The 18,978-nt window shown below is 61.5% G+C and carries 18 protein-coding genes; 16 read left to right on the top strand and 2 right to left on the bottom strand.

The window, feature by feature from the left end:
• The 5 genes from EDC28_RS02775 to EDC28_RS02755 all read left to right on the top strand — a co-directional run.
• On the top strand, positions 1–486 hold a 486-nt coding region (locus tag EDC28_RS02775; RefSeq protein ID WP_123420594.1), incomplete at its 5' end, for an IS630 family transposase.
• A gap of 204 nt (positions 487–690) precedes the next feature.
• Entirely contained in the window at positions 691–1,980 is a 1,290-nt protein-coding gene (locus tag EDC28_RS02770) for a c-type cytochrome (protein ID WP_050659019.1), read from the top strand.
• A gap of 2 nt (positions 1,981–1,982) precedes the next feature.
• A complete protein-coding gene (locus EDC28_RS02765; protein WP_123420568.1) occupies positions 1,983–2,444 on the top strand; it encodes a (2Fe-2S)-binding protein in 462 nt (153 codons plus the stop codon).
• Positions 2,444–4,702: a xanthine dehydrogenase family protein molybdopterin-binding subunit gene (locus EDC28_RS02760; RefSeq protein ID WP_123420567.1), complete on the top strand. Its 2,259-nt coding sequence runs from the start codon at positions 2,444–2,446 to the stop codon at positions 4,700–4,702. Before EDC28_RS02765 ends, EDC28_RS02760 begins: the two co-directional genes overlap by 1 nt.
• Before the next feature lie 116 nt (positions 4,703–4,818).
• Positions 4,819–5,703 carry a CopD family protein gene (locus tag EDC28_RS02755; RefSeq protein ID WP_123420566.1) on the top strand — a complete coding sequence of 295 codons (885 nt, stop codon included), beginning with the start codon at positions 4,819–4,821 and terminating at the stop codon, positions 5,701–5,703.
• 41 nt (positions 5,704–5,744) lie between these two features.
• Here EDC28_RS02755 and EDC28_RS02750 read toward each other — a convergent pair whose 3' ends face one another.
• Positions 5,745–6,746: an MBL fold metallo-hydrolase gene (locus EDC28_RS02750; RefSeq protein ID WP_050659023.1), complete on the bottom strand. Its 1,002-nt coding sequence runs from the start codon at positions 6,744–6,746 to the stop codon at positions 5,745–5,747.
• A gap of 193 nt (positions 6,747–6,939) precedes the next feature.
• Between EDC28_RS02750 and EDC28_RS02745 the strand changes: the two genes are divergently transcribed.
• The 7 genes from EDC28_RS02745 to EDC28_RS02715 all read left to right on the top strand — a co-directional run bounded on the left by EDC28_RS02745 (position 6,940) and on the right by EDC28_RS02715 (position 15,645).
• On the top strand, positions 6,940–7,830 hold the full coding sequence (locus EDC28_RS02745) for a LysR family transcriptional regulator (RefSeq protein ID WP_050659024.1): 891 nt from the start codon (positions 6,940–6,942) through the stop codon (positions 7,828–7,830).
• A 201-nt stretch (positions 7,831–8,031) separates the two neighbouring features.
• On the top strand, positions 8,032–9,483 hold the full coding sequence (locus tag EDC28_RS02740; RefSeq protein ID WP_336391485.1) for an efflux transporter outer membrane subunit: 1,452 nt from the start codon (positions 8,032–8,034) through the stop codon (positions 9,481–9,483).
• Positions 9,473–11,614: an FUSC family protein gene (locus EDC28_RS02735; protein WP_123420564.1), complete on the top strand. Its 2,142-nt coding sequence runs from the start codon at positions 9,473–9,475 to the stop codon at positions 11,612–11,614. Before EDC28_RS02740 ends, EDC28_RS02735 begins: the two co-directional genes overlap by 11 nt.
• Positions 11,604–11,813, top strand: a complete 210-nt coding sequence (locus EDC28_RS02730; RefSeq protein WP_050659027.1) for a DUF1656 domain-containing protein — start codon at positions 11,604–11,606, stop codon at positions 11,811–11,813. The genes EDC28_RS02735 and EDC28_RS02730 overlap by 11 nt, the downstream gene beginning before the upstream one ends.
• Positions 11,814–11,831: 18 nt before the next feature.
• Positions 11,832–12,707, top strand: a complete 876-nt coding sequence (locus tag EDC28_RS02725) for an efflux RND transporter periplasmic adaptor subunit (protein WP_123420563.1) — start codon at positions 11,832–11,834, stop codon at positions 12,705–12,707.
• A 31-nt stretch (positions 12,708–12,738) separates the two neighbouring features.
• Positions 12,739–13,686: a LysR family transcriptional regulator gene (locus EDC28_RS02720; RefSeq protein WP_050659029.1), complete on the top strand. Its 948-nt coding sequence runs from the start codon at positions 12,739–12,741 to the stop codon at positions 13,684–13,686.
• Positions 13,687–13,806: 120 nt separating this feature from the next.
• Positions 13,807–15,645 (top strand): EAL domain-containing protein, encoded by a 1,839-nt coding sequence (locus EDC28_RS02715; protein WP_123420562.1) that lies wholly within the window; start codon positions 13,807–13,809, stop codon positions 15,643–15,645.
• Here EDC28_RS02715 and EDC28_RS02710 read toward each other — a convergent pair.
• Complete coding sequence (locus EDC28_RS02710; protein WP_123420561.1) at positions 15,640–16,542, bottom strand: 1-aminocyclopropane-1-carboxylate deaminase/D-cysteine desulfhydrase; 903 nt, start codon at positions 16,540–16,542, stop codon at positions 15,640–15,642. The two genes, EDC28_RS02715 and EDC28_RS02710, sit on opposite strands and share 6 nt — an antisense overlap.
• A gap of 67 nt (positions 16,543–16,609) precedes the next feature.
• Between EDC28_RS02710 and EDC28_RS02705 the strand changes: the two genes are divergently transcribed.
• From EDC28_RS02705 to EDC28_RS02690, 4 genes are read left to right on the top strand one after another with little or no spacing between them, the layout of a single operon-like run.
• Positions 16,610–17,446: a hypothetical protein gene (locus EDC28_RS02705; RefSeq protein WP_148049787.1), complete on the top strand. Its 837-nt coding sequence runs from the start codon at positions 16,610–16,612 to the stop codon at positions 17,444–17,446.
• A complete protein-coding gene (locus EDC28_RS02700) occupies positions 17,436–18,032 on the top strand; it encodes a PilN domain-containing protein (protein ID WP_050659033.1) in 597 nt (198 codons plus the stop codon). Before EDC28_RS02705 ends, EDC28_RS02700 begins: the two co-directional genes overlap by 11 nt.
• Complete coding sequence (gene gspM / locus EDC28_RS02695) at positions 18,019–18,684, top strand: type II secretion system protein GspM (protein WP_123420560.1); 666 nt, start codon at positions 18,019–18,021, stop codon at positions 18,682–18,684. The genes EDC28_RS02700 and gspM overlap by 14 nt, the downstream gene beginning before the upstream one ends.
• Entirely contained in the window at positions 18,641–18,973 is a 333-nt protein-coding gene (locus tag EDC28_RS02690; protein WP_148049786.1) for a hypothetical protein, read from the top strand. The genes gspM and EDC28_RS02690 overlap by 44 nt, the downstream gene beginning before the upstream one ends.
• The last annotated feature ends 5 nt before the right edge of the window (positions 18,974–18,978 follow it).

The raw sequence follows: 18,978 nt of genomic DNA, 5'->3' as shown, positions 1-18,978 counted from the left end.
CACCTCAACCCGAAAATGGGAGCGGACTGGATGCCGCGAGGCCAGCAACGACGGGTGGCCACGCCGGGCCAGAACGCCAAGCACTATCTGGCGGGGGCGCTCCATGCCAAAACCGGGCGAGTGCTGTATGTCTCGGGGCAAAGTAAGGACTCAGGGTTATTCATCGCCATGTTGAGCAAGCTGCGCAGCACCTACCGGCAAGCGAAAAGCATCACCTTGGTGGTGGACAACTACATCATCCATAAAAGTCGGAAGACGCAGTGCTGGTTGGCCGACAACCCCAAGTTCAAGCTGGTGTTCCAGCCGGTTTACTCGCCCTGGGTCAACCGTATTGAACGGCTCTGGCAGGCACTGCACGAAACCATCACCCGCAATCATCGATGCAAAACGATGTGGCAATTATTGGGCAGGGTTCGTCACTTCATGGAGACCGTTTCACCCTTTCCTGGCAGTGGTCATGGTATCCGCAAGGTGGAGCACAATTAGGGTCAGTTATTTAGGCGGTAGGTATCTACGACGCGACGCTAGTATGCAGCTATCCCTTGGTATAGGCCGCTCACACCAAGGCGTGTTCAGGGGCCAACCTAGGTGCCAGTGTAATCATCCACTCCCTCTTTTAGGCTGTTGATTCTTATGCCTGATGGCCGGTAGGTGCTGTTGGCCGGGCGTTAACAAAGCGAGGAAGTGTCGATGAAAGCAAGAACCGTCGCCAAGACGCTGGGCGGGGTTGCGGTGCTGGGCGTGCTGTTTTGCATCTGGCTGATGTGGGAGCCCGCCATCGCGCCGGTTAAGCCATCGATGCCTGCCGATAAAGCCGCTGTCGCCCGTGGCCGAATGGTGCTGGAGGCTGGCGACTGCGCCGTTTGCCACACCGCGCCGGGTGGCAAATACCTGGCTGGTAGCCTGCCGCTGAAAACCCCCTTTGGTACCCTCTACACCACCAACATTACTCCCGACAGTGAAACCGGTATTGGCCAATGGTCCGAAGCGGCCTTTAGCCGGGCCATGCGTGACGGAGTAGCCCGAGACGGGCACCTGCTTTACCCCGCCTTTCCCTATGTGCATTACCGCAAAATGTCGGATCACGACATTAGCGATCTCTATGCCTACCTGATGAGCGTGGACCCGGTCAGCCAGACCCCGCCGCCCAACCGGATGATGTTCCCCATGAACTTCCGGCCACTGGTGGCGTTTTGGAACCTGCTGTTCCGCCATGGCGACCCTCTGGAAGACCAGCCCGGACAATCGGCGCAGTGGAACCGTGGCCGTTATCTGGTAGAAGGCCCCGGGCATTGTTCGTCTTGCCATACCCCGCTTAATTTCATTGGTGCAGAAAAGGGCGGCAGCGATCACTTTGCCGGCAGCATCATCGATGGTTGGACAGCGCCGCCCCTGGCTGGGCTTAGCACCGCCATCAATCCCTGGACCCAAGGCGAGCTGGTTGCCTACCTGCGTGGCGAAGTGGCCCCCAATCATGGCGCCGCCGCTGGCCCCATGCTACCGGTGACCCACGGCATGGCGACCATGCCACTGGCCGATGTTGAGGCGATGGCCACATACCTGCTGAGCTTTGCCGAGGCGCAGCCTGTGGCCGGGGCCTGCAAAAACCCCAGCTTTGGCGCGTTGCAACCGGCCAGCCAACTTAGCCAAATTGAGCAACAAGGGGCGGCGCTCTTTGCCGGTTCCTGCTCCGGTTGCCACGGCGACGCCGCCACCATGCGCCGCCTTGATGACCGCCCCGACCTGGGCCATAGCTCGGCGCTGCTGGCCGGCACCCCCCGAAACCTGGTCAAAGCCGTATTGGAGGGGATCCCCATGAGTGTCGGCGCGCCTAGCCATTACATGCCGCCTTTTGCCGACAACCTCAGCGACCAGCAAATTGCCGCCATTGCCCAGTACCTGCGCGGCCAATACTGCCCGTCCCAGCCTTGGGGCAACCTTTCCCAGACCGTGACGCAGATCCGCCAGGAGGAGAAATAACCATGGTTACTTTGACGGTGAACGGCCGTACCCACCAATTGGATATTCCCCCCGACATGCCGCTGCTGTATGCGCTGCGTAACCATCTGGAGCTTAACGGCGCCAAATTCGGCTGTGGCCGTGGCCAGTGCGGCGCCTGCACCGTGATTGTTGACGGCAAGGCGGTGTTCTCCTGTGTAACGCCAGCCGGCGCCCTGGGGGAGCGGAAAATACGCACCATCGAAAGCCTGGGCAGTGCCGAGCACCCCGGGCCGCTGCAACAAGCCTTTATCGACAAACAAGCGGCCCAATGTGGTTACTGCATTGCCGGGATGATCATGCGGGCCCATGCGCTGCTGGAGACCAACCGCCAACCCAGCGACGAGCAGATCCGCGAGCACATGGCCCCCAACCTCTGCCGCTGCGGCACCCATATGCGCATCTTTGCTGCCATCAAAGCGGTTATCGCCAAGGGAGAGTTGTGATGAGTCACTCACCAGACAACATCAACCCGAGCCGCCGCGCCTTCTTGGCCAATGGCTCGCTGATCATGGCGTTCAGCCTGCTGCCGTTGTCGTTCAAGGCCATGGCCGGCTCCGAAGAAATGGACACCCTGGGCACCGCCATCCTCGACCCCAACCTGCCCGGCAGCCTGCGCTCCAATCCCTACCTGGACGCCTGGGTACGCATCGACCCAGACAACCACATCACCGTTTTTACCGGCAAGGTGGAACTGGGTACCGGGGTCAAAACTGCGTTGCTGCAAATTGCCGCTGATCGCCTGGATGTACCGCCGCAACAGATTGATTTTATTACGGCAGATACCGGCCTGACCCCCAACGAGGGCTACACCGCCGGCAGCCACTCCATCTTTGACAGCGGCACCGCGCTCTTTAACGCTGCCGCCCAGGTACGCCAATTGCTGCTGATGGCTGCCGCCAAACTATGGAAGGCGCCGCTGGCCAGCCTGCGTACCGGCAAGGGCACCATCTCGGATGACACCGGCCGGCAGATGACCTACGGCCAGGCGGTGGCCGGGGTCGACCTGCATCAGGTAGCCACCGAACATACCCCCAGCAAAGATCCCAAGGATTACACCGAAATTGGCCGTTCCCTGCCGCGGGTAGATATTCCCGCCAAGGTCTCGGGCGGCGTGGCCTATGTGCAAGACATGCGCCTGCCGGGCATGTTGCACGCCAGGGTGATCCGGCCGCCCCGGCGCGGCAGCCGCTTGAAGGCCATTGACGTTGAGGCAATCGAAAAGCTGCCGGGGGTCGTTAAGCTGGTTAAAAACGGCAGCTACCTGGCGGTGGTGGCGAAAGATGAATGGCAGGCCATTTCGGCCATGAAGGCCGGTTATCTTGCCAGCCAATGGGGCGAGGGCAACCCGCTGCCAGAGCCGACAACCATCTTCAACCTGCTGCAAACCCTGCCGCAAAAGCGCTACCCCATTGCTGATAAAGGCACGCCAGGCACCGCCGGCAGCGGCCCGGCTTACAGCGGCCGCCAGACCCGCCAGTATTTGATGCACGGCTCCATCGGGCCTTCGTGCGCCGTGGCCTGGTTTAAAGACGGCCTGCTGACGGTCTGGACCCACACCCAAGGGGTTTTCCCCCTTCGCGCCGGCCTTGCCGAACTGGTGGGGCTGCCAGCCAAGCAGATCCGTTGTATCCACAAGGAAGGGGCCGGCTGTTACGGCCATAACGGCGCCGACGATGTAGCCGCCGATGCCGCCCTCATTGCCATGGCACTGCCCGGCCAGCCGGTGCGGGTGCAGTGGATGCGCGAAGATGAAAACCTCTGGGAGCCCTACAGCTCAGCGATGCTGACCGAGCTCAAGGCCAGCCTGGACGGCAACGGCAAAATTGCCGATTGGGGTTATACCCTGTGGAGCACGCCCCACAACGAGCGCATTGTCAACGCTGGCCGCCTGCTGCCGGCCTGGCTGCTCGAGCACCCCATAGCGCCGGCGCCGCCGGTGCCCATTCCCCGCCCGGAAGGGGACGGTGACCGTAACTCGGTGCCGGCGTATGACATTCCGTCGCTGAAGGTGGATTTCAACTTCGTCACCACCATGCCGTTTCGTACCTCGGCCATGCGCTCGCTGGGAGCGCACATCAATGTGTTCTCCATTGAAAGCGCCATCGATGAGCTGGCACAGAAAGCCTCGGTTGACCCGGTAGCATTTCGTTTGCAGCACCTGTCGGACCCAAGGTCAGTGGCGGTGGTGAACAAAGCGGCTGCCGAGTTCGGCTGGCCGGGTAAGGTCAGCCAACCCGGCCAGGGGTACGGTTTTGCTTTTGCCCGTTACAAAAACATCATGGGTTATTGTGCCATTGCGGTAGAGGTGCAGGTGCAGCGCCAAACCGGTGAGGTCAGCATAGTGCGGGTGGTCACGGCGGTGGATGTTGGGCAGGTGGTGAGCCCTGACGGCCTTATCAACCAGGTGCAGGGCGGCATAGTGCAGTCCTCCAGCTGGAGCCTTTACGAGCAGGTGCTCTACGACAAACAAGGGGTACACAGCTTTGACTGGAGTGGTTACCCCATCTTGCGCTTCCCGCAGATGCCGTTGCAGGTCGATGTCCACATCATCAACCAGCCAGGCGAGCCCTTCCTGGGGGCGGCAGAGATAGTACAAGGCCCCATGGCGGCGGCGCTGGGTAATGCCATCTCCCATGCCGTTGCCAAACGCCAGCTTCATCTGCCCATGGCCCGCGAGGGCTGGCAAGGCAGTCTCTACTGAGCCCAGCTGCGGGTTAAGGCGTATTAAAAGCCGGGCTTTGGCCCGGCTTTTTCTCGCGAGGATAACGGCCTGGTTGTTAATATGCTGCGGGCCGGAACAACAAGCAGGAGCGAACCATGTGGCCAGCGCTGATTGTCGCCTCCAAGTGGGGCATTTATCTCACCTTGTGCAGTGCCATCGGCGCCCTCTTTATTCAGGTGATGGCGCTGTTTCGTCTGCCGGGGCGCGAGGCTATCCACCGCCACCTGGGGCGTTACGGCCTCTTTTGTGGCGTGGGCGGCGCGCTGATGGCGCTGGGGCATTTTTTATCCTTGGTGGGTAGCTTTTCCGGCAAGGGGCTCAGTGGCATCACCGATACCACCGCCCTGGCGCTACTGTGGCTGAGCCCGGAAGGGGCGGCCCTGTGTTGGCGGCTGGCGGCAGCGGCGCTTGTCGTGATGGTAGCCCTTGGCCTTCGCCTCGGTTTTTACCGGCAACTGGCGGGCAAGGCGCTGCTGCCCATTAGCTATGCTCTGGCGGCTACTTTTATGGCCATTGGCGGCACACGAAACGGCCACAGCCTGGATATGGGCGGGGTGGGGCAGGTGCTGATAGGCCTGCATCTGCTGGCCGTGGGCTGGTGGCTTGGAGCGCTCTATCCGCTGTGGTATCTGAGCCGCACCTTAGGTGGCCGCGAGGCGGCCCCGATCATGGCCCGCTTTGGCGACGATGCCGCCGTGGTGCTGGTGGTGCTCTTTATTACCGGCTGTAGCGCTTTGATCCTGATTGGCGTGTTGCCCGAGCTAGGGGTCAGCCCCTACGGCAAGATGATGGCCATTAAATTGCTGCTGGTGATTGGCGTTTTGCTGCTGGCGGCGCGCCATAAATGGAAGCTGGTGCCCACCCTGGCCGCGTCTCCTGACGCCAGCGCTCTGGCCCGTTCCATCGTCATCGAAGGGTTGGTGATGCTCAGCCTGCTGGCGGCTACCGCTTATCTGGCCCTGCTGCCGGGGCCGGGCTGATGGGGTGCAACAAAAAGGCCGCCAAGTGGCGGCCTTTTTGTTTATTGCAGTAGGGGGACTTTATCTGCCCGGTGCAGTGGGCCGTAGGGCAGCGGTAACCAGACAAAGTGGTCATCTTGTTGCTCGATATGGCCAATACCGGGGAAGGGCAGGTGAGCGGCAGCCATCCAGGTGCCGGATTTGGCCAACTCGGTAAACAGCTTCTCACGGGCGGCGATAGCTTGCTCGGGGTTGGCGTCAAAGGCGATGGACAGCTCCGGGTGGTCAAACTGAACCGGGCCTATGTGGATGATATCGCCTGCAAAAAGGATGCTTTGGCCTTTAGAGCTAAACAGGTAGCCGGTGCTGCCTGGGGTGTGGCCTGCCTCGTTAACCAGGGTAACGCCGGCAACCGGAGCCACAGTGGTAAAGCTGTGCAGGCGGCCGCTGGCCTTATAGGGTGCCACCGAATGGACGGCAATTTCGAAGTAGGGTTTGGCTTCTTCAGGTGCATCCTTAAGGTGCTGCGGAGCCAGCCAGTAATCTTCCTCAGCCTTGGCAGCAAATACCTGGGCGTTGGGGAATATAGCTTGGCCCTTGGCATCCACCAGGCCACAAACATGGTCAAGGTGCATGTGGGTCAGCAACACCACGTCCACCTGCGCCGGGTGGTAACCTGCGGCTTCCATGCTTTTGCTCAGCCAGCCGGAGGTTGGCCCGATGCAGGCGCCAGCCCCGGTATCCACTAATACCAGCTGTTTACCGGTGTTGATCAAAAAAGCGTTAAATGCGGTTTGCACGCCGGGCCCGGTGTTGTGTTTGGCTGCCAGGATCTTCTGGATCTCGGCTAGGGGCATACCGTGCAGCAGTGACGGCCCCAGATCGTTATAACCGTCAAACAGGGCGGTCACTTCCAGGTCGCCCACCGCCAAGCGATGAAAGCCGGGCACCTGTTTCCCTTGCAGTGGCGCGGCGGCACTTGCCTGCCCACTGGCAAGGCCCAAAGACAAAGCAGCCAGCAACAGTGCGGCGCGTCGTTGAACGGATTGAACAAAACCAAACATGATTTTTCCTCTGTGAGATGACAACGGCGACCCCTGGTTGACCCTTAACAGCGCTTGCCGCTGTACCTCTGAGTCATAACATCTGCCACTGGCCGAGTGATGCATATCAGACTAGTGTCTACCGCAGGGAAGCGTTAGCCCGTATTTGGCGACACTGTGCTTACGATAGCGATACAAAGTGGTGGAGGTGGACGTGAAAGACCCTTTGGCCGGGATCTCGGCTTTTGTGGCGGTGGCCGATGCTGGCGGTTTTGCCGCTGCCAGTGAGCAGCTGCACCTAACCCGCGCCGCCGTGGGAAAAATCATTGCCCAACTGGAAGAGCGGCTGGCAGTACGCCTTTTTCACCGCACCACCCGCAGTTTTGCCTTAACCGAGGAAGGGCGGCGCTTCTACGCCAATTGCCGACGGGCTCTGGCGCTGGTGGAAGCCGGATTGAACGATCTTGACAGTCGGCCGGATGAGCCGCGCGGCCTGTTGAAAATCACTGCGCCGGTTCTTTTTGGGCGACATTTTGTCGCACCAGTGATAACCCAGCTGGCAGAGCGATTCTCCGGTTTGCAGGTACAAATGCACCTCACTGACCAATCTCTGGATTTGGTTGAAAGCGGCTTTGACTTGGCAGTGCGGATGGGGTCGCTTGATGACAGCTCCGGCTTGGTTTGCCGGCGCTTAGCCCCTTCGACCATCGTGGTGTGCGCGGCACCTTCCTATCTGGAGCGTTATGGTCAGCCCCAGACCCTTGAGCAACTGAGCGGCCATCAAACCCTGGAATACAGCGCCAGCCGCCGCTCCGGCCCCTGGGCCAATTATGTGAGCAGGCCTGGCTTTCGCTTGCCGCAAACCCATAGCCGATTCCAGGTCGACAATCTCGACGCTCTGGTCGATGCGGCCGTTGCCGGTCTGGGCTTGGCCTTTTTGCCGTTATGGCTGGTGGCGCCTCGGCTACAACAGGGCGAATTGGTGGAAGTGCTGCCCGAGCAGCGCAAGATGCTGGAGTGCAGTTTGGTCTGGCCGCAAAATCCGCATGTGCCGTTGAAGACTCGCTTTGCGATTGACGCCTTGGTCGAGGCACTGGGCGCTTGAGCAGGCGATAGGGCGTCAAGTCGGCATTACTTCTCTAAACGTAACAGTTCCTTGTCTGGCGCTTCTCTTTCGGTCTTTCACCACGATCGGTAGATTGGGCGCCGTTATCGCTTTCCCCATTTTTGTTTTCCAACTCTGGGAATGTCTCTGGTGGATCTTTTTTTTCTACGCCGTGGGCTTTGCCTTAGCGGTGTTTTTGCTTTGTCCGTAACAATAGCAGGCTGTATCAGCTCCGAAGGACTGAGACCCAAAGCCGATGCCAAGGCCGCCCAGGCTTTGGTGTTTGATGATGCGGTTAAAGCAGCCCGCAAAGATGCCGCCTGGCCGCGCCAGGACTGGTGGCAGGCTTTTGGCGATCCCCAGCTCAATGCCTGGCTGGCTAAAGCCATGGCCGACAGCCCCAGCCTGGCCCAGGCCGAGGCCCGTATTCGTGGTGCCATGGCTGTGGCTGGCCTCACTGCCGGTGACGAATCCCCCAAGTTGGGTGTCGATGCCAGCATCAAGCGCCATAAATGGGCAAAAGACGATTTCTACGGCCCAGGCACCCTCTATGGCGCCAACACCTGGGACAACAGTGTTGGTCTTGGCTTTTCCTATGTACTGGATTTTTGGGGCCGGGAGAAAAACCGCTCCGAGGCGGCTTTGAACCGGGCCCAGGTGTCGGTAGCCGAAGGCCAGGCGGTGCAGTTGGCCCTGGCCGGGCAGTTGGTGCGGGCCTATATCCGCTTTTCCCTGCTGTATGCCGAGTACGATGTAAAAACGGCGCTGCTGGCCCAACAGCAACATATCCTGGCCCTGGTGCAAAAGCGCTATGACGGCGGCCTGGGTACCGAGTTGGATGTAACCCAGGCACAGGCCCCCATTCCCGCCATGGAGCGGGAAATGGAAGATCTCGACGAGCAGCTGCAACTGAGCCGCAACCAGATAGCGGTGTTGGCAGGCCAATCGCCAGCTGCCGGCGCCAGCCTGCAACGGCCAAGCCTTAACCTCAGCCAGGCCCCGGCCATTCCCGATGTAGTGCCGCTGGCGCTGGTGGGCCACAGGCCCGATGTGGTGGCCAGCCGCTGGCAGGTGGCCTCTTATGCCCGCGATATCGATGCGGCCCGCGCCGATTTCTACCCCAACATCAACCTGGCGGCTTCTGTGGTGCTATCGGCGGTGAGTGGCAACATGCTGGATGTGCTGAGCCGCGACAAGTTCACCTATTCGGCCGGGCCGGTGTTGTCACTGCCCATTCTCGATGGCGACACCCGCCGCGATACCCTGGCCGCCTACAGCGCCGATTACGACGGCGCCGTGGCTCATTATCGCCAGACCCTGCTGGGCGCACTGGAGGGGATCTCCAACCAGCTTATTCGCCTGCGCTCTTTGGATAAGCAGCAATCTCTGGCGGCCAAGGCGGTGGCCCTGGCCCAGCAAAGTTACGACCTGACCTTAAAGGCTTACGAAGGCGGCCTTAGCGATTATCTGGACGTACTCAGCACCGAGCAAAACCTCTTTACCCAAAAGCTGGTGGTCGAGCAGTTGGTGGCGGCGCGGCTGGCGGCCCACGCCGGTCTGCAGGTAGCCTTGGGCGGCGGTTTGCTGGCTGACAAAGACAGCCCCAGCCTGACCCAGATGCAGCCTGAACAGGAAGCCGAGCATGGCCACTGACGCCTGGCGTCTGCCCAGCAGTGATGACTGGCGCCAAGCCGCCCGGGCCTGGGCCCGCAGCGACGGCCTGGTGTGGGTATACCTGTTCAAGGTGGTGCTGGCGGCCTTTTTAACGGTGTCGCTGGCCATGGTGTTGCAGCTGCAAAAGCCCAGCACCGCCATGATCACCGTCTTTATCGTGATGCAGCCCCAAAGCGGCCAGGTGATCGCCAAGGGCCTGTTCCGGTTGCTGGGCTCGGTGGTGGGCTTGGCGGTGATGGTGCTGCTGCTGGGGCTTTTTGCCCAGCAGCGCTGGCTGTTTCTGGGTGCCATGGCGCTGTGGATAGGTTTTTGTATCGCTGGCGCTGCCCGTTACCGCGACTGGCGCTTCTATGGCTTTGTGCTGGCCGGTTACACCGCGGCGTTGATTGGCCTGCCAGCCTCCTTGCACCCGCAAACCGCCATCCTTGATGCCATCTGGCGGGTGCTGGAAATTGCCCTGGCCATTTTCTGCTCCACCCTGGTCAGTGTGCTGGTGTTCCCCCAGACCAGCCATGGCGCCATGAACCTTTCGGTGGCCAGCCGCTTCGGCCGCTTTGCCGCTTTCGTGCTGGAGCACCTGGATGGCCAAGACCCACAAGTGCTACGCAAGGTTAACGTGGAGTTTGCCACCCAGGCGGTGGGGCTGGAGGCCATGCGCACCGTATCGGCCATCGAAGACCCCCACACCCGCCTGCGCAGCCAGCGGCTGATTCAGCTCAATAACGATTTTCTAGGCTTGCTGACCCATTTTAACGCCCTGCATCGCCAGTTGCGGCGCTTGCAGGAAAACGGCCAGCAGCAGGTGCTGGCAGCCCTTGAGCCTTGCCTGGCGGCTTTTAAAGCCGAGCTTGCTCCTTGGCCCGACAGCATGATGAGCCCCCAAGAGGCGGCCCGGCTGGCAGAAGCTATCGGTCAATTCCAAGGCCGGTTGATGCCCTTAATCCGTGATTGTCGCCAGCCGCTCAAGCAGGACGACGCGGCGCTGCTGGAGTTCAATACCGCCGCCGAGCTGCTCTATCACTTCACCGAGGCTTTAGTCACCTACGCCCATAGCCACCATGCCCTGGCGGCAAGGCTGCACGTGCGGGAGCAATGGAAGGGCGATTTTGCCTCCCAGGCCAACCTGCTGGCCTCCTTGGTGTCCGGGGTGCGGGCGGCGGCGGCCATCTTTGTGGGCGGCGCCATCTGGTTTGCCCTCGACTGGCAGGCCGGGCCTTACATGCTGGTTAACGCCGCTGCCATCTGCGCCTTGTCTTCCGGCATGCCCAACCCCAGCAAGCTGGCGGTGCAAATGGCCATGGGCACCTTTGTTGGCGGCGTGTTCGGGGTGATTGAGAGCGTCTATGTCTACCCGCTCATCGACGGCTTGCCGCTACTGCTGATGGCGCTGCTGCCGGTGGTGATGCTGGGCACCTATATCACCATGAAACCGGCCTGGGCTGGCTTTGGGCTGGGGCTTTTGATCATGTTCTCCATGGGCAGCGTGCCCACCAACCCCACTGTTTATGCGCCGCTGTCGGTGATCAGCGCTTACGGCGGCCTCTTTATGGGGGCGGTGTTGGCGGCGGTGGCCAACAGCGTGCTGTTGCCCCCTGCCAGCGGCTGGATGTGGCGGGCCTGGGAGCGCGACCTTCGCGCCACCCTGGCCATGGTGGCCGATGACGACCTCGGCAGCCTGCCCGGGCGTTTTGACAGCCGCAGCCGCGACATTCTCAGCCAGGTCTATGGCCTGGCCGCCCGCCGCCCTGACGTGCAAACCGAGCTGGTGCAGTGGAGCCTGATTGTCCAGGAAGTGGGCCACGCCATGCTCAACTGGCGCCAGGAGGTGGCGGCCATGGCGCCGACGCCCTGGCACCAGGAACTGAACGCCCTGCAGCAGCAACTGGTGGCGCTGTTTATGGCCCCCTCGGCCGATGAGCTGCTGGTGGCCCGCCAGATGCTGGACGTACTGCTGGCCAAACTGCAAGGCCAACTGGGCGCCCAGGACCATTTCGACCGCTCGCCGCTACGGCGGGTGGTCAGTTACCTGCATTTTGCCCGGACCACCCTGCTGGACCGGCATTCCATTTTGTACCGACGCTGCCATAAAGGAGCTGACCATGCTCAGTGACGGTTTTCGGGAAACGGCGCTCGAAGGGCTGCTACTGCCTTCGCTGATGGTGATCTTCCTGGCGGTGATGGCCCTGACCTGGGGCCTGGACCGGCTGGTAGCCAGGCTGGGTCTGTATGACTGGATCTGGCACCCTTCGCTGTTTCGCGTTTCGCTTTTTATTTTGCTTTTCAGTGGTTTTGCGCTTTTCATCTATTGAATATCGGGTTTTAGCATCATGAAACTGAAATCGGTTATCGGCTATGCCGTCACCATCGCTGTGCTCTGCGGCGCCGCCCTCACTGGCCAGCGCTTGTGGGAGCAATACATGCAGGCTCCCTGGACCCGTGATGGCCGGGTGCGGGCCAACATCATCAACGTGGCCTCCGACGTCTCCGGGCGGGTGGTAGAGATGCCGGTCAAAGACAACCAGCAGGTGAAAAAGGGCGATTTGCTCCTGCGCATCGACCCCGACAAATACCAAATCGCGGTTGAGCAGGCCGAGGCGCTGGTGGCGGCCAAAAAGGCCAACCTTAAAATGCGCGAGTCAGAGGCCCAGCGCCGTATCGCCTTGGACCGCAAGGTGGTGTCCCGCGAGAGCCTGGACGACGCCTCCAACGGCGCTGCCGTGGCCAAGGCCGAATACCAGGAGGCCCTGGCCAAGCTGGATGAGGCAAAATGGAGCCTCAGCCGCACCGAGCTGCGCGCCCCGGTGGACGGTTACGTCACCAACCTCAACGTGCACCAGGGCGACTACGCCGCCGCCGGTGTGCCGCAAGTCGCGGTGGTAGACCAGCATTCCTACTGGGTTTACGGCTACTTTGAAGAGAACAAACTGCTGCGGATCAAGGTAGGGGACCCGGTACGTATAGAACTGATGAGCGGCCAGGTGATGCAAGGCCATGTGGACAGCATCACCCGCGCCATCTACGACAGGGATAACCCCCAAAGTCGCGAACTGGTGGCCGACGTGAACCCCACCTTCACCTGGGTTCGTTTGGCCCAGCGCATTCCGGTACGCATTCATATCGATACCATCCCGCCAGGGCTGGTACTGGCTGCGGGCACCACGGCCACGGTGATCGTCAAGCCCCAGCAGCCTCGGGCCGGCTAAGCCCGAACGCACAATTTGAACAGGAGAGATGATGGATATTTTGCACAACATGCGGGTTTTCATGCAGGTGGCCGAAACCGGCAGTTACACCGCCGCCGCCAGTAACCTCGATTCCACCACGGCCAGCGTGTCCAGGGCGGTCAGTAACCTCGAAGCCCACCTGCAGGCAAGGCTCCTTCATCGCTCCACCCGCCGGCTGGCCCTCACCGAAGTGGGCCAGCGCTACCTGCTCCGCTGCCAGCAAATCCTGCCCATCATCGAAGAAGCCGAAGCCGAAGCGGCCGACGCCCACGCCCGGCCCCGTGGCACTTTGCGGCTGCATTCCATGACCGGGGTAGGGCAGCACTATGCCATTCGCGCCATCAATCAGTACCGCCAGCAATATGAAGAAGTCACCTTCGAGCTGACCCTGGCCAACCGCATCCCGGATCTGCTGGAAGAAGGCTTTGACATGGCCATTGTGCTCAGCACCCAGTTGCCCAACTCCAGCCTGATTTCCCGGGTTATCGGCCGCACCTACAGCGTGCTGTGCGCCTCCCCCGATTACCTCAAAGCCAGGGGCGAGCCCCGCACCCCCGAAGATCTCAAAGAACACGACTGCCTGCGGCTGTTAAGCCCGGTACTGCCCATGGACAACTGGGAGATGGAAGGCCCCGACGGCCACATCACCGTCGAGCTTGGCCATTCGCCGCTGCAAGCCAATGTAGGGGACGCGGTGGCCGAAGCCGCAGCCGGGGGCCTGGGTATCGCCGCCCTGCCTTTGTACTCGGCGGTCGACATGCTGCGCCGTGGCGAGCTGGTGCGGGTGCTGCCCGAATACCGGCTGCAGGATTTGAACATCCACGCCCTTTACCCCTCCCGCCAGTATCTGGATGCCAAAGTGAAAACCTGGGTCGAGCTTTTGCGCCAAGCCATTCCCGAGTGGATAGCCACAGACGAGCAACTGGTGCAGGAGCTGAGCTTGTCCCGGCGGGTATGACCTGTTAGCGCAACCAAAAGGGGATCTGGCGCTAAGTTATTAAGATTTAACCGATACTTGCCATGGACATTGGCTTGCCATCTGGTTAAATGGACCTGGCATTCATATCCGGCAAGGCTTATGGAAAAGCGCTTACCTTTTGTTATTGCAGTGATTTTATCTTTGACGCTGGCCCTGGCCGGCGTCCGCTGGTTAACCCTGGTACTGACCCACCAGCAGCACGACGCCCACATGCTGGCCAAGGCCCGGCAGTTGGGCCGAGTGGTGGCCCTTTATCCCCAAACGCCGCCGCCCGCCTTGTGGGACGCCCTCACCGACGACGCCGACATCCACGCGGCGTCGCTCTATGTGGCGGGCCAGCCGCGCCTGCAAACCCGCAACCAGGTGCCCGGCATCGGCGACTACCAGCGAGTGGAGCTGCGCCTGACCGGCCAGCGGCTGCTGAGCCTGACCTTCTATCATCATCCCATGCCCTGGCAGCAGGTCTTTGTGGCCATGTTGCCGATGCTGCTGGGGGTGCTGCTGCTGCTGTGGTTGCTGTTTCGCCTGGCCAGAAGCTGCTGGCAGCAGCGCCAGCAGATAGCCACCTTTGAAACCGAAGCCAAAAGCGGCCAGGTGGCCCAGCAGGGCAGCTTTCCAGAGGCCCGTGCCCGGCTGCTTGGCCAGCAAAAACGTATCCATACCCTCGAAGCCCAGCAGCAACAGCTGGACGGCCTGCTGCACAGCGCCGCCTGGCTGGATGAGCGCACGGGGCTGGGTAACCGGCTCTTTTTTGAGCAGCGCCTGGCCACCTGGCTGCAAGAGTCCGAAGGCAACCGCATTGGCTGTGTGATGCTGTTGGAGCTTAGCCACCTCGATGGGGTAGCGGATAGCGACTTTGAGCCGTGGCAGCGCCAACTGGTGCAGCTGCTGCAAGACAAGGCCCAGGGCTGGCCCGATGCCGTGCTGAGCCGCCTGGATGACGACGAATACGGCCTGCTGCTGCCGCAGATGCCCACCAAGGATGGCCAAAGCTTTGCCCTGGGACTAATCAAGGATCTGGAGCGGCTGCCAAAACCCAAGGGCCTGACCGGTAATGACTGGCTGCATCTGGGCTGGACCCTCTACCAGGCCGGTGACGATACCGCCCTGGTGCTGGACAAAACCGCCATGGCCCTGCGCGGCGCCCAGTTGCAGGGCGAGAACGCAGTGATGGCCGCCGATGTGGAGTCCATGCCCCAGGTAGAAACCGGCAGTGTGCGCTGGCGCACCTTGCTGGACCAAGTGCTGGGCCGCCAAAGCGTCAACCTGGTGACCGAGCCGGTACACAGCCTGGACGGCGACGTGCATCACCTGCGGGTCAGGGCCCTTATCACCGATCCTAAGGGCCAGAAAATCGATGACAGCGTCTTTATGCCCATGGCCTGCCGGGTAGGCCAGGAAGAGGCCATGACCAAGTTGTGCCTGCAATTGCTGCTGGCCAAGCTAGACCAGGCCCGTAACCGTGGCCACCGGCTGGTGTTTCGGGTTTGTGTCGACGCCTTGCTCAAACCCGGTTTTAGCCGCTGGCTGCAACTGGCGCTTTTGGAAGTACGGGATCTATTGCCGCAGCTGATGCTGAGCGTCACCGAATTCGAGCTGGCCCAGCACGGCAAAACCCTGGCCGAGCCGCTGCGCCAACTGGGCACTATCGGGGTCGGCGTAGCCGTGGAACGCCTTGGCCAGCATTCCAAACGCTCGCCCTGGCAGGACATTCCGCCGCGCATGCTCAAACTGCACAGTTCCATGGTGCGGCAAATTCACCGCAACAGCGAACAGCAACTGTGGGTGCAGCGGCTGGTGCAAAAGGCGGTAGACAGCAATACCGAGGTGGTGGCCACCGGCATTGTCGACAACGACGAGCGGCTTTGCCTGCAGCGGCTGGGAGTCAGTGCCGGTGAAGGGCCGCTCTTTGGCCACGGCGCCTGGGACCCTCTATAACCGAGGCCAGCGCCCTTGCTGGCGAAGGGCCTCAAGGCCCTGCAGGCCGCCGGTGTGCAGCAACACGATATGTTGGCCATCAAGCTGCCCTGTTTGAAGAAAATGCCAGAAGGCCAGTAGCAGCTTGCCGGTATAGATGGGCTCCAAAGGGATGGCAAGCTCCGCTCCCAAGGCCTGCATTTTTGTCGCCATCTCCTTAGTGAACTTGCCAAAGCCCGGCCCTTCGAAGCCGCGCACCAGCCGATAGTTGCGGTGCGGGCAGCCGGCGTCTTCGAGCAACGCTTCGATGCGCCCTTCAAGGCTTGGGTCCTTTACCGCCATCACCCCGACAATCTCGCCGCGCCCCTCGGCGCCCACCACCAAGCCGGCCAAGGTGCCGCCCGAGCCCACCGCCGTCCAAATCTCATCAAAAGGGTCGGTCAGTTCTGCCACCAATTCGGCTACCCCGGCCAGGGCCGCTGGCGCCGAGCCGCCTTCCGGTAGCACTAGCCAACCGGCAAAACGCTGCTGCCAGGCCGCCAGCCACTGGCTGTCGTGGCGAAGGCGATATTGCTCGCGGCTGATAAAGCTCAAGGTCATGCCCTGGCGCTGGCAATGCTCAAGGGTAGGGGTGAGCTGCTGATGGCCGCGCACCACGCCGTGGCTGGCAAGGCCAAGGCCGGCGCAGGCGCTGGCCAGGGCGCTCAAATGATTGGAGTGGGGGCCGCCAAAGCTCACTACCCCGGGGCAACCATTGGCCTTGGCGGCGGCCAGCGGGTATTTGAGCTTTCGCCATTTGTTGCCCGATATCAAAGGATCGAGCAAATCATCCCTTTTGATGGTTAAAAAAACCTTTTTTTCCAGTACGCTAGGCACTGTGATGCGTTGATTAAACGATTTGGATGAAGTGTTGAACATCAGGTTGCCACTTTGTCGTCGACGGGAACGGCCCCGAACGCTGAACAGGGAGTAGAAGATACCTAAAATGGCATGGTTCCACCGTAAGAAATCCGCCCGCCAATGGGGAGTCGGGCTCAGTCAGCAGGCAGTGCATCTGGTCAGTGACGACGGTCAGTTAACCCGTTTTGACTGCCAGGGGCCGGCCCATTGGCCCGCGCTGCTGGCGACGTTGCCGGTGCAGCCGCAGGATCAGGTGCATCTGGTGCTGCCCCACAGCGAGCTGAGCAGCCTGTCGGTGGACAAGCCCGCCACCGAGCCGCTAACCGAGGAGCTGTTCTGGGCTCTTAAAGACGCCGTGCCCATCCCGCCCCAGGATCTGCAATTTGATTATTACGATCTGCCTGCCCAGCCTATCGGCCGCGAGCGGGTCAACGTGGTTTGTGCCAGCAAGAAGCTGCTGAGCGGCATCTGCCAGGCGGTGCCGGCCGAGGTGGTGTCCATCGGCAACGAAGAGATGAGCCTGCGCCATCTTTTTAGCGCCGGAGAGGGCGGCCGGCCGGTATTGGTGCTGAATCTGAATGGCGACGGCGACTTGCTGCTGGCCATCTACCACCAGGGCATGCTCTATTTCTCCCGCTGGTTGCAGGGCTATCGCCTCAACCAGGACGAGCTGGACCCTTATATCCTCGCCGAGCGGCTGTCGCTGGATATCCAGCGCGCCCTGGATTACCTGGAAAGCCAGCTACGCCAGCCGCCGGCCGAGCGCATCCTGCTGGCCCTTTCCGAGCTGCTGGACAGCTCCTTGGCGCCGCTACTGAGCGATACCTTCTCGGTGCCGGTGCTGCCGCTGGACGATTTTCTTGAGCAGCGCTGCGCCGACTGGGCGGCCCTTGGCGCCTTGCGAGGTGGCCATGAAGCATAACCTCAACCTGCTCACCCCGGATCTGTTGCCAAAGCGCGAGCGCCTCAGCGCCCAGACCATGCTGCTCAGTTGGGCGTTGCTGCTGGCTCTGCTGGCCCTGGGCCTTGGCTGGGGCTACTGGCAAAAAAGTGGCCTCGAAGCCCAGCAGCGGCAACTCAAAGCCCGCCAGCAACAGCTGCAAACAGCGCTGACCGACAAGGAAGCGGCCCTGAAAAAATGGCTGCCAGACCCTGCCCTGGTAGCTCAGCGCGATGTGATTGCCAAGGCCCGTGACAACAGCCGGGCGCTGCTGGCCCGTATCGACGAGCTTAACAGCCTGCCGCAGCAGGGCTTTTCGCCGGTGCTCGAAGCCCTGGCCCAACGCAGCATCAACGGCCTATGGCTGGACCAAATCGCCATCAACGGCCAGCAGCTGAGCCTGAGCGGCCACGCCACCAAGGCGCCCCTTATTCCAAAGTGGGTACAGACCTTTGCCCAAGAGCCGGCTCTGGCCGGACGCCAGTTTGCCACCGTCGGTATCGACAAGGAGCAAGACGGCACCCTGGCCTTTAGCCTCAAAAGCGGAGGCGCCAATGAAGCTCCTTGAATGGTTCTCGGCCCTGGCGCTTCGCGAAAAAGTGCTGGTGATGGTGGCTGGCTGGGTGTTGCTGCTGGGCATCCTCGGCCTTAGCTGGTTGCAGCCGCTGTTGAGTGAAAACAGCGCTCTTAAAAGGGCCATTACCCAGCAGCGCAGCACCCTTAACCTGACCCAAAGCCAGATAGCGGTGCTGGACGCGCGCCTCTCCCAAGACCCCAACGCCAAGCTGCGCCAGGACATCGAGCAGCTGATCGCCGAGCGTAAAGGGCTAGATGCCACCATTGCCGAGCGCACCCAGTCTCTGGTGCCGCCCGAGGCGATGGCGTCTTTACTGCAAGCGCTGCTGTCGGGCACCGGCGACCTGCAACTGGTGAAGCTGCAAAGCCTGCCCCCACAGCCGCTGAGCCTGGGCGAAGCAAAAGACAAGGCCAAGGGCGCCGATGATAAGGCGCCAGCCGAGGGCCAGCTTTATCGCCATGGCCTGAGCCTGACTTTAAAGGGCGGTTACCTGCCCACCCTGACCTTTTTGAAGGAAGTCGAGAAACTGCCCTGGCATTTTTACTGGCAGAGCCTGGACTTCAAACAAGACCATTACCCTGACGCAGAGATCCAGATCCATGTCTACACCCTGGGCACCAGTCCTCATTATCTTGGCGCTTAGTGCCGGGGCCGAGGCCGAGGCGCTAAAAGACCCCACCCGGCCGCCGGGCAACCATGGCCAGGCCAGCCGCCAACCCCAGGCGCCGCTGGTGCTGTCGGCGGTGCTGCAGACGCGCCCGGCGCGGGCCATCATCAATGGCCAGGTGCTGGCCATTGGGGACAAGGTGCAGGGCTGGACCCTCAGCCATATTGACAAGAATCAGGTGTCGCTGGTCAGCGGCAGCCGTCGAGAGCTGCTCAAGCTGTTCGACGATAACGCCGTGACAGCGGTAAACCCGACAGGACATTGAGGAAC

Origin of the sequence: Gallaecimonas pentaromativorans (assembly GCF_003751625.1) — a bacterium.
Taxonomy (GTDB): Bacteria; Pseudomonadota; Gammaproteobacteria; order Enterobacterales; family Gallaecimonadaceae; genus Gallaecimonas; species Gallaecimonas pentaromativorans.
Note: the sequence above shows the minus strand (reverse complement) of the source record. Positions and strands in the feature narration are given on the sequence as shown.